Source organism: Flavobacterium macrobrachii, assembly GCF_014486675.1.
In the GTDB taxonomy this organism is placed as follows: domain Bacteria; phylum Bacteroidota; class Bacteroidia; order Flavobacteriales; family Flavobacteriaceae; genus Flavobacterium; species Flavobacterium macrobrachii.
Genome location: NZ_JACTAC010000149.1, coordinates 1 through 1,593, shown reverse-complemented (window position 1 = coordinate 1,593; position 1,593 = coordinate 1). Strand labels below are relative to the sequence as shown.

The window sequence follows — 1,593 nt, the reverse complement described above, 5'->3', positions numbered from 1 at the left end:
CAATTGCTATAAAACAGTTGGGTATTGTGATTAATTTAAACATTTAGACTATCCGAATGTTGGGTATTGGCTCGAAGTTTTGGGAATTTCTATCCCAACCGTCTTATAGCAAAAACGTTAGCGGTCAGGCTATAACGACATTTAAAAACAGACGACTACATTGAACGCAGAACAATCAAATAAAACAAGAATTACCAGACCAACTATAATATACTTATTAGTAGGTTTGATTGCATTCATAATTAGACTTTATTTTAATTTCTCACAGGAATTAATTCCCGGTGTAAATGGTGGATATTACCCGGTTCAAGTAAGAACAATATTGACACAAGGTTCAGTAGGCTTTTCAGATATGCCATTGCTTTTTTACCTTGATGCGTATTTAGTTAAGTTTCTTACACTTTTTGAACTTTCGATATCAGATGCATTAATTTTAAACGTGGTTAAAGTAGTTGACAGTTTAGCTATCCCAATATTACTTATTCCCCTGTATAAAATAATAAGTAACGAGAATACTAATCTCTCAAAACCTTATGAAATTGGTGTCGCTTGTTTTTCTGTTTTATCGTTCTCTCCATTAATTCTTACCTCCGATTTACAAAAGAACGCATTAGCAATAGTTTTTTTATTTTGCTTCTTAGGGTATTTTATATCCTATCAAAACAAAAGAAAGTATTGGGTATTAATTAGTGCAATTGTTTGTCTGACCCTAACAGGATTAACACACTTTGGCACCTTCTGTTTTTTACTATTCTATTTGATGTTGTTTGTAGGGTTTATATACAAGAGGAAAGCGGTAGTTCCTTTGATGGTAATACTTTCTATTAGTCTTGCACTTATAGCTTTTTTCGACATTAGTCGATTAAAACGGCTTTTTTCAATAGGTACATTAGCTTTTGAAAGACCAGCTTTAACAAATGGAATGCTTGCACCTCCTGACATATTTGTTATCCTAATTTCAATCATATTGGCAATACTTGGCTTTAAAGTTCTTAAAGACAATAAGAGAAACCTATTAATGTATCAAAAGGGGCTATTATTTGCGAATATCATTTGCTTAATAACACTTTCATTTCCACTACTTGATGGTGAATACTTCAAACGACTTAGTTTGTTCTTGTTTATTCCTCAAATACTGACAATAATTTTAATTCATCGAAGTATTACCAAAAGAGTTGTTATTTCTCTTTATATTTCATTATTTATTCTCACAACTATATCCATTATAGCAGTAATCAGTCATAAAAAGGAGACCGTTATTGATGAAGTTGCTTATCAAGACTTGAAGCAACTGAAATCAATTATAAAAAAAGACAATAAAACAATAGTAATTGCAAGACACGGTCTTGAATGGTGGGCTGCTTGGGCATTGGATACAAAAGTGGGACAAGACAAAGCAATGACTGATGATTTTTACACAAAATATAAGAACATCTTTATTATTAATCAGTATAACGGAAATAGCACAGAAAGACAAAGAACTCAATTTCACGAACCTTTTGTTCCTCAAAACTCAGAAATGATATATTCATCTAAATACTTTTACACATTCAAATTAAATTTTCAAAAATGACAAAAGCCCGAACCGCTAAT

General features: G+C 31.5%; 1 protein-coding gene. It reads left to right on the top strand.

Annotated elements, in window-relative coordinates:
* Window positions 1–160: 160 nt before the first annotated feature.
* Entirely contained in the window at window positions 161–1,573 is a 1,413-nt protein-coding gene (locus IAI56_RS15645; RefSeq protein WP_187658748.1) for a hypothetical protein, read from the top strand.
* Window positions 1,574–1,593: the final 20 nt, after the last annotated feature.